Genomic DNA, 9422 nt, shown 5'->3' on the forward strand with positions numbered 1-9422 from the left:
CGTTGCAAATACATTGAATACCAGGCCCCGGAAAGCGCTCGGCTGGAAGACGCCGGCCGAAGCTCTCGACGAGTACCTGAAATCTGTTCAACAATTTAGTGTTGCGACGACCGGTTGAATCCGCCCAATACCGGATGCCGGCGTTTCGTCGGCAACTGAAGAAGCGCAAGCTGACGCAGAGCATGTCCCGCAAGGGCAACTGCCTGGACAATGCCGCGATGGAAAGCTTCTTCGGTACGCTCAAGTCCGAGTGCTACAAGGGTCATCGCTTCACTTGCATGGAGCATTTGCGAGACACGCTCGAGCGTTACATCCACTACTACAACCACGAACGCATCAAGCTGAAATTAAATGGGCTGAGTCCCGTGCAATACAGGACTCAGCCCTTGGCCGCTTAGCTTTTAACCGTCCAACTTCGTGGGGTCAGTTCAATCAGCGGCCGGTTTTTTTGCAGCATGCGCGCGAACGCAACGCTTACTTGAGCGTGACGGGCACGCTGAAGTACTTCTTCGCGAGGTTGTCGATCGTGCCGTCGGCCTTCAGTTCCTTCAGCGCCTGATCGAGCGCCGTCTTCAGCGCCGCGTCGTTCTTGCGCAGGCCGAAGCCGACGCCCGAGCCGAGGATCTCGGTGTCGCTGACCGTGCCGCCCGCGAACGCGAAACCCTGGCCTTGCGGCTTCGTCAGGAAGCCCTTCGAGCCGGCTTCCGAATCCTGGAAGGTCGCGTCGAGACGGCCCGACTTCAGGTCGGCATACGCCAGATCCTGCGTCTGGTACGGCACGACTTCAACGCCGGCCGGCGCCCACTTTTTCTTCGCGTACGCTTCCTGGATCGTGCCCTGCAGCACGCCGACGCGCTTGCCCTTCAGCGATTGCGGGGTCGGCAGCAGGCCGCTGCCCTGCTTCGCGATCAGCTGGTTCGGAATCGTGTAGATCGGATCGGTGAACGCGATCGCGTGCTTGCGCTGGTCGGTGATCGTCATGTCCGAGTTGATCGCGTCGAACTTGCGCGCCTGCAGCGCCGGGATCAGGCCGTCGAAGTCGTTCTCGACCCACACGCACTTGGTCTTCAGCTTCGCGCACACCGCGTTGCCGATGTCGATGTCGAAGCCGGTCAGCTTGCCGTCGGGCGTCTTGTATTCGAACGGTGCGTACGAGGCCTCGACGCCGAACCGGATCTCCTTCAGATCCGCGGCAAACGCGCTGCCTGCCGCCACGGCCGATGCCGCCACCACCGCATGCGCGGCCACTTTACGCCAATCCAACTTCATCTGGTGTTCTCCTCGATACTCGAATGTTCCGGAACTACGGGCGCTTGCATCATTGCAGGGTCGGATGACCACGACAATGCGGCTGCCGCGCCGTGATGCGGCGCAACAGCCGCAAGGCGGCGATTGTACCAATCCGCGCGGCCCGATATGGCAAAGCGGGCGGCGCGACGCGATGCTGCGCTGCGTGCCCGGCGGCCGCCGCGCGCCCCGTCGAACTTGCAAGACGGTGTCGCAAATACGCAAGCGTGGCGCGTGCGCCGGCCGTGCGGCGGGCAGGTGTTATCGCAAAAAATGAATGGGCCGCGAGACGATGCGCGGGCTGCGAGTCGCCGCAGCCGCCCGATCGCACCCTGATCAGACGAGTGCGGCCAGCGTGTCGCGCGTCGTATCGACGACGAGCAGGCCCGCGCGGAGGCCCGGCTTCACGGTCGGATTCGGAAAGACGATCCGTTCCTCGTCGTGCGTCACCGTGTAGCGGTAGTCGCCGTCCTGCGCGAGCACCGTTCCGCGCGCGAACGCGGTGAAGTTCGCGACGTCGGCCGCGACGAACAGCTCGAGCGCGTCGCTCTGCTTCGTGATCTGGTCGATCACCGTGAAGACGCGCGGCAGCGACGGATGGCCGCCCCCGGCGTCGACTTCCGCCCGCCCACCCGACACGAGCTTGCGCACCGCGCGGTCGGCCGGCGCGAAGCGCGCCAGGTCGTTCTGGCCGAACGGCCGCACCTTGCCGAGTTCCAGCGTGCACGCGAGCGCGCCGCAATGCTCGGCCGTGAAATGCGAATACGTATTGCCCTTCGCCGTGTGCAGCAGCACGGCCGCGATGCGTGCATCGCCGAGCCATTCGATCATCGCGCGCGTCGGCGGCGTGCCCGTGTGCGGCAGCAGCGCGAACTGCTCGAACACCGATGCGCGAATCGCCGTATGCATGTCGATGTGCCAGCGTGCGCTGCCCGCCGGCGCCGCCGCGAAGAACGCGGCCGCGGCCGCTTCGAGCTGCGCGGCGCGCGGCGCTTCGCGGCTCGCGGGCACCTGCGCGTGACGGCCGCTGAACAGGCGGTTCAGGTCGTCGTCGAGATAGCGTTCGCCCGCGCGCATCGCCGGCACGTTGCCGAGCACGACGAGCAGCCGGCATGCGAGCGGCAGCGCACCCGCGGCGAGATCGCGCACCAGCATCGACAGCAGTTCGATCGGCGCCGTCTCGTCGCCATGCACGCCGGCCGACACGAGCACGCTCGCGCGCGCCGCGGCGTCGGCCGCCGCCGGTTCGAACGCGAGCAGCCCGTCGCCGAGCCATTGCCAGCGCACCGCGCCGCCCGCGCAGGCGCCGTCCTGTTCGGCCGGCGCGTCACCGGCCAGCGTGAACGCGAGAAAGTCGTCGAGCAGCGCGGCGGCCGGCATCCGTGCCTCAGCGCTGGAAGTCATACAGCGAACCGACGCGCAGGATCTGCGTGAGCTCGTCGAGCGCCGTGCGCGATTCGTCGAGCAGCGCCGGATCGGCGAGGTCTTCCGGTGCGAGGCGATCGCGATAGTGCTTGTCGATCCACGCGTCGAGCGACGCGAACAGCGTGTCGTTGATCCACACGTTCGACGTGACGGCCGCGCGCTCCGCTTCGTTCAGCACGACGCGCAGGCGCAGGCACGCCGGGCCGCCGCCGTTCTTCATGCTTTCGCGCAGGTCGAACACGAGCACGTCGTGAATCGGGCCGTTGCCGGCGGCAAGCTGGTCGAGATAGGCGGCGACGTTCGCGTTCTCGCGGCACTCCTGCGGCACGACGAGTACCTGCGAGCCGTCCGCGCGCGACAGCAGCTGGCTGTTGAACAGGTACGACGTCACCGCGTCGTTCACGCTCACCGCCGCGTCCGGCACTTCGATCACGTTCAGGCGCGCACCGCGTGCGTCGAGCGCGGCGGTCAGCGTATCGTAGATCGCCTGCTTGTTGACGAACGCGCGTTCGTGCGTGAACAGCGTGTCGCGGTTGCCGACCGAGATCACGTCGTTGTGGAACACGCCCGCGTCGATCACGTCCGGGTCCTGCTGTGCGTACACCGTCGCTTCCTCCGCGAGCCCGTGGCGATGCGCGACCGCGCGGCTCGCCTCGAAGGTCTGGCGGGCCGGGAAACGCTTCGGCTCGGGGCCGCGACGGTATTCGGCACGGCCGTACACGAAGAATTCGATGCCCGGCTTGCCGTATTCGGCGCAGAAGCGCGTGTGGTTCGCCGCGCCTTCGTCGCCGAGCGCCGGCGTGCCGGTCAGTGCTTCATGCACCGCGAAGTGCGCGGGGTCCGCAAACAGCGTCGACAGCGTGCGGCGCGTTGCTTCGTGCTCGATCGCGCGATGCAGCTTGCTGCACAGGTTCGCCGGCGTGAAGTGCACGCGACCGTCGCTGGTGTCCGCCGACGGGCTGACGGTGGCCGCGTTCGCGGTCCACATCGCCGACGCCGAGCTCGCCGCGGCGAGCAGTTCGGGCGCCTGCTTCGCGGCCTTCGCGATCACGTCCGCGTCCTTGCCCGAGAAGCCGAGCTCGCGCAACAGGCGCAGCGACGGCCGCTCCTGCGGCGGCAGCACGCCTTGCGCGAAACCGAGATCCGCGAGCTGCTTCATCTTGCGCAGGCCCTGCTTCGCGGCGGCCTTCGGGTTCGCGGCCGACTTCTCGTTGTTCAGCGACGCCACGTTGCCGAACGACAGCCCGGCGTAGTTGTGGGTCGGGCCGACGAGCCCGTCGAAATTGGCTTCTTGTGCGTTCATCGTCGTTCCCTCGATCAGAAATGCAGGCCCGGCGACAGGCTCGCGGGCAAAGTCAGTTGCGTGCTTTCCACCGACGCCATCGGATACGCGCAATAGTCGGCCGCGTAGTACGCGCTCGGGCGATGGTTGCCGGAGCGGCCCGTGCCGCCGAACGGCGCGGCGGACGATGCGCCGTTAGTGGGGCGGTTCCAGTTGACGATCCCGGCGCGGATCGTGCGGCGGAAGTGCTCCCACACCTTCGGGTCGTCGGCCAGCAGGCCGGCGGACAGGCCGAACGCCGTGTCGTTCGCGCGCTCGATCGCGTCGTCGAGCGTCGTGTAGCGGACGACCTGCGCGAGCGGGCCGAAATGTTCTTCGTCGGGCAGGTTCGCGACCCCCGTCACGTCGACGATCGCCGCGTTCACGAAGCCCAGGCGCGGATCGCGCTGCGTCATCGCGATGATCGGCTTCGCGCCCTGCTCGACGAGGCGCGACTGCGCGTCGACCAGCTTCGCGGCCGCGCGGGCCGAGATCACCGCGCCCATGAACGGCTGCGGATCGGCGTCGAACACGTCGGCCGTGATCTTCGACGTGACGTCGGCGAAACGCGCGAGGAAGCGGTCGCCGAACGCGCCCTGCGGCACGAAGATGCGGCGTGCGCACGTGCAGCGCTGGCCAGCCGACAGGAACGCCGACTGGATCGTGTGATGCACGGCCGCGTCGACGTCCTCGACCTCGCCGATCACGAGCGGGTTGTTGCCGCCCATCTCGAGCGCGAGCACGATTTCCGGACGGCCGCCGAACTGCTTGTGCAGCAGCGTGCCGGTGTCCGAACTGCCGGTGAAGAACAGCCCGTCGATCTGCCGATGATTCGCGAGCGCGATGCCGGTGTCCTTCTCGCCCTGCACGAGGTTCAGCACGCCGGGCGGCAACCCGGCTGCCTGCCACACCTCGACCGTCGCGCGCGCGACGCCCGGCGCAAGTTCGGACGGCTTGAACACGACCGTGTTGCCGGCGATCAGCGCCGGCACGATATGACCGTTCGGCAAGTGGCCGGGGAAGTTGTACGGGCCGAACACCGCGACGACGCCGTGCGGGCGGTGACGCAGCACCGCGACGCCGTCGGCCATGTCCTGGCGCTTCTCGCCGGTGCGCTCCTGATACGCCTGGATCGAGATGCCGACCTTCGCGGCCATCGATGCGACTTCGGTGCGCGCTTCCCACAGCGGCTTGCCCGTCTCGCGGCCGATCGCGGTCGCGATCGCTTCCTTGCGTTCGGTGAGCAACGCGGCGAAGCGCTTGACGATTTCGCAGCGTGCCTCGAAGTCGAGCGCCGACCAGCCGGCGAACGCGCGGCGCGCGCTCGCGACCGCACGGTCGACGTCGGCCGCCGATGCGCTGTCGCCCTGCCAGGCCACAGCGTCGGTGCCCGGGTTGCGCGAAGCGAAGACGGGGCCCGAGCCTGCGACCCAGGCGCCGTCGATGAAGAGTTCCGTCATGATTCGTTTATCCCTGTTTGACTTTGAGCGGCAGCACGCGGACCGGATCGCCGGCCTTCACGTCGAGCGCGACGGCATCGTCGGCCGACAGCACGAACGAGCCGTTCGCGACCACGCCCGGCGCGACGCCGACGCGGAAGTCGCCGAGCGACGTGTTCGACACGAGCGACTTGGGAGCATCGTCCCGCGCGTCGGGCACACCGATCGCGACCGGTACGACGACGCTCTCGCGCACCGTGCGCAGGTCGTTGACGTGGCATTCGAGCACGGGGCCCGCGTCGAAGATGTCGACGTGATTCTGGTAACGCAGCCCTTCCGCTTCGAGCATCTTGCGGGCCGGCAGCGTGTCGCGGTGGGTGAGGCCGACCGCGTCCTGCGCGTCCTGCGGCAGCAGGTCGACGTACACCGGGTAACGCGGCATCAGTTCCGCGAGGAACGACTTGCGGCCGTGCGAGCTGAGGTAATCGGCCGCGTTGAAATCGATCTGGTAGAAGTGCGAACCGACCGCGCGCCAGAACGGCGACGTGCCGTCCTCGTCGAAGTGGCCGCGCAGTTCCGCGCAGATGCGCTCCGGAAAGCGGTCGCGGAATTGCGCGATGAACATGAAGCGCGAGCGCGACAGCAAGCCGCCGACGCCGCCCGTGCGATAGCGCGGGCTCAGGAACAGCGAGCACACTTCCGCGTAGCCCGTCAGGTCGTGCGAGATGTTCAGCGCCGACATCCGCGTCCACACGCCGAGTTCCTGGCTCGCATGCACGACCGTGCTCACGCGGTAGTTGTAGAACGGCTGCTCGAGGCCGACCTGCGTTTCGATCCCGCACACGCCGGCGATGTCGCCCGTCTTCGATTCTTCCATCACGAAGAAGTAGCCGGCCTCGCCCGGTGCGGCCTTGCCCTCGAGCGTGCGGCGCGAGCGTTCGATGCGCGCGGCGAGCGCGTCGCGGTCGGGCTTGAACGTGGTCAGGCCCGGCCCGGTTTCCTGCGCGAGCGACACGAGCGCGTCGACGTCGCCCGTTTGTACGACCCGAACGACGATCATGCTGCGTCTCCCTTCAAATCTTCATCGTCGCGGCGGTGCAGCGGCACGCAGCGCACGACATCGCCTTCCTTCACATCGAGCGCCGCGCGCACGTCGCCGGCCAGCGGCGCGTCGGTGCCGCGCGCGTCGGCCGTGTCGCCCGGCAGGTCGGCCAGCACGCAGCGGAACGACTCGCCGCTGCCCGTCGACACCATGTACGCGACGTCGCCCCGCTGATGCGCGGCCTCGCGCACGACGCGCTCCGACGCCTGCTTCACGCACGCGGTGCGGTCGACCTGGGCGGTCAGCACCGGGCCCGCGTCGAAGATGTCGACGAAGCGGTCTGGCTCGAAGCCTTCCTCGAGATGGATGTCGTACGCGAGCAAGGCCGTTTCGTTCGGCTCGCCGAGCACGCGCTGCGCGGCTTCGGGCAGCAGCGGCACGTAGAGCGGATAGGCCGGCATCACTTCCGCGATGAACGTGCGGCTGCGGCCGCCCGAGGCGATGTCGACGTCGGTGAAATTACGGCCGAAGAACTTGCGGCCCACCGCTTCCCAGAACGGCGATGCGCCGTTGCCGTCGCTCACGCCGAGCAGCAGCGTGAACACTTCCGGCGTGAAGCGGCGGCGGTTCGCGGCGATGTACATCATCCGCGCGCGCGAGATCAGGTGCGCGGCCGCGTCGCCGCGCAGCGACGGATCGACGTAGAAGCCCGCGAGCCGGCTCTTGCCGGTCAGCTCGTGCGACATCGTGAGCGCGTGGATCTTGCGGTTCACGTGCAGCTCGCGCGACGCGTGGATCAGCGCGTCGTTGCGGAACGCGTAGAACGGTTCCGAGTAGCCGGCCGCGGCCACGATGCTCGCCGTGCCGAGCAGCTTGCCGGTCGACGAATCCTCGAGCACGAAGAGGTAGAACTCCTCGCCGGCGAAATCGACGTCCGCGCGAAACGAATCCTCGGAGAGCGCCACACGCGCTTCGAGCGCCACGCGGTCGTGCGGCAGCGAGTGCAGGACCGGCTGCGCGGTGCGCGCCATGTGCGCGAGCGCATCGAGATCCGTGAGTTTGCCGGGGCGAACAAATAGCATCGTCGTTCCTGTCTGCGATGGGCGCGCCGATCAGCGCGCGGTGGCTTCCTGGGCCGCGAGCACCTGCTCGACTGCCTTCTCGAAGCGCTTCACGCCTTCGTCGAGCAGGTCGAACGGAATCACCAGCGACGGGACGAAGCGCAGCACGTTCGGGCCGGCGATCAGCATGATCAGCCCGTTCTCCGCGGCGGCGGTGACGAAGTCCTTCGCGCGGCCGTCGAAGGCGGCGGTGAGTTCCGCGCCGACCAGCAGGCCCTTGCCGCGCACGTCCTTGAAGATGCCGAAGCGTGCGTTGATGCGTTCCAGCGCGCCCTTCAGGCGCACGCTGCGTTCGCGCACGCCTTCGAGCAGTGCCGGGTCGCCGATCAGTTCGACGACCTTGTCCGCGATCGCCGATGCGAGCGGGTTGCCGCCGTACGTCGTGCCGTGCACGCCGACCTTGAAGTGCGCGGCCAGTTCGTTCGTCGTCAGCATCGCGCCGATCGGGAAGCCGTTGCCGAGCGCCTTGGCGGTCGTCAGGATGTCCGGCGTGACGCCCGTGTCCATGTACGCGTAGAACTGGCCCGTGCGGCCGACGCCCGTTTGCACTTCGTCGAAGATCAGCAGGGCGTCGTTGGCGTCGCACGCTTCGCGCAGCGCTTTCAGGAACGCCGGATCGGCGGGGATCACGCCGCCCTCGCCTTGCACCGGTTCGACGATCACCGCGCAGGTTTTCGGGCCGATCGCGGCCTTCGCGGCTTCGATGTCGTTGAACGGCAGGTGCTTGATGCCTTGCGGCACCGGGCCGAAGCCTTCCGAGTATTTCGGCTGGCCGCCGACGCTGACCGTGAAGAACGTGCGGCCGTGGAACGACTGCACGAACGACACGATTTCGTACTTATCGGCGCCGTGGCGGTCGAACGCGACGCGGCGTGCGAGCTTCAGTGCGGCTTCGTTCGCTTCCGCGCCCGAGTTCGCGAAGAAGGCACGGTCGGCGAAGGTCAGCGCTTCCAGGCGCTTCGCGAGGCGCAGCACCGGCTCGTTCGTGTAGCCGTTGCCGATGTGCCAGAGCTTGCGGCCTTGTTCGTCCAGCACCTTCAGCAGTTCCGGGTGGCCGTGGCCGAGCGACGTCACCGCGATGCCGCACGCGAAATCGATGTACTCGCGGCCGGCCGTATCCCACACGCGGGAGCCCTCTGCGCGATCCGGCACGAACGGGGCGGGGGAAAATACCGGCACCATCACTTCGTCGAATGTCTGGCGGGTCACGGTCGAGGTCGTCATGGTCGTTCCTTTCGGTTTCGTAAGAGGGTTCAACAGGATCAAGTTTAGGTAAGGGTGACGCAAGCGTCTTGCGGAATTGCGACGGGTTCTATCGGAAGGTTTTGGTTTTGCCCTTTAGGGCCGGGGGGCGGCTACGCCGTGTCGGTATTTTGGGGCTTTTTCCGGCTTTTCTGTGGTCGGCTTCCGGTCGCGTGAAGCACCTGTGATCGTGTCGGTCTATTAGCGTCGCCCCTGCGCGGGGCAGCGGTCACTTTTCTTTGTCTTGCCAAAGAAAAGTAACCAAAAGAAAGGCGCCCGATAACGCATGACTTCCCGGTGCCACGGCCATCAGAGTGGATCGCACAAAAGTGTCCGCGCCAGTCAGGACACCGGAGTGGTTCGAGCAATGGTTCTGACACCACTGCCTACCCCACAGAGCGGTATACCATCCGCTAGCTCGGGCCTGTCAGGAATTTTGTGTTTAAGGCATAACATGCTCCCAAGGAGAATTTATGCCTCGCAAACCGAAAGCCCAGCCGGCGGCTCTGCCGGCGATTCCGGCCGAGTTGCTTGAGCAGTTCGGC

7 protein-coding genes and 1 pseudogene are annotated in these 9422 nt (G+C 67.1%); 1 reads left to right on the plus strand and 7 read right to left on the minus strand.

The genetic code is table 11. The annotated features are described in order from the left end of the window. Nucleotides 1-125: 125 nt before the first annotated feature. Nucleotides 126-398, plus strand: a pseudogene (locus MMB92_RS34555) (IS3 family transposase); the annotation flags it as partial. A gap of 76 nt (nucleotides 399-474) precedes the next feature. Here MMB92_RS34555 and MMB92_RS34560 read toward each other — a convergent pair. The 7 genes from MMB92_RS34560 to MMB92_RS34590 form a co-directional block, all read right to left on the minus strand. Then, the gene (locus tag MMB92_RS34560; RefSeq protein WP_006490898.1) at nucleotides 475-1269 is read right to left on the minus strand and encodes an ABC transporter substrate-binding protein; all 795 of its coding nucleotides are present in this window, start codon (nucleotides 1267-1269) and stop codon (nucleotides 475-477) included. A gap of 354 nt (nucleotides 1270-1623) precedes the next feature. After that, a complete protein-coding gene (astE, locus tag MMB92_RS34565) occupies nucleotides 1624-2667 on the minus strand; it encodes a succinylglutamate desuccinylase (protein WP_179146817.1) in 1044 nt (347 codons plus the stop codon). 7 nt (nucleotides 2668-2674) lie between these two features. Then, a complete protein-coding gene (astB, locus tag MMB92_RS34570) occupies nucleotides 2675-4015 on the minus strand; it encodes an N-succinylarginine dihydrolase (RefSeq protein ID WP_006488742.1) in 1341 nt (446 codons plus the stop codon). A gap of 14 nt (nucleotides 4016-4029) precedes the next feature. Then, nucleotides 4030-5493, minus strand: a complete 1464-nt coding sequence (gene astD, locus MMB92_RS34575; protein ID WP_062884656.1) for a succinylglutamate-semialdehyde dehydrogenase — start codon at nucleotides 5491-5493, stop codon at nucleotides 4030-4032. A 7-nt stretch (nucleotides 5494-5500) separates the two neighbouring features. Beyond that, a complete protein-coding gene (gene astA, locus MMB92_RS34580; RefSeq protein ID WP_006488741.1) occupies nucleotides 5501-6532 on the minus strand; it encodes an arginine N-succinyltransferase in 1032 nt (343 codons plus the stop codon). After that, complete coding sequence (gene aruF / locus MMB92_RS34585) at nucleotides 6529-7596, minus strand: arginine/ornithine succinyltransferase subunit alpha (protein ID WP_080323362.1); 1068 nt, start codon at nucleotides 7594-7596, stop codon at nucleotides 6529-6531. The genes astA and aruF overlap by 4 nt, the downstream gene beginning before the upstream one ends. Nucleotides 7597-7626: 30 nt before the next feature. Beyond that, nucleotides 7627-8859, minus strand: coding sequence for an aspartate aminotransferase family protein (locus MMB92_RS34590; RefSeq protein ID WP_058901280.1), 1233 nt, complete (start codon nucleotides 8857-8859; stop codon nucleotides 7627-7629). Nucleotides 8860-9422 lie beyond the last annotated feature (563 nt).

This window comes from Burkholderia sp. IO2 (assembly GCF_029522185.1).
In the GTDB taxonomy this organism is placed as follows: domain Bacteria; phylum Pseudomonadota; class Gammaproteobacteria; order Burkholderiales; family Burkholderiaceae; genus Burkholderia; species Burkholderia cenocepacia.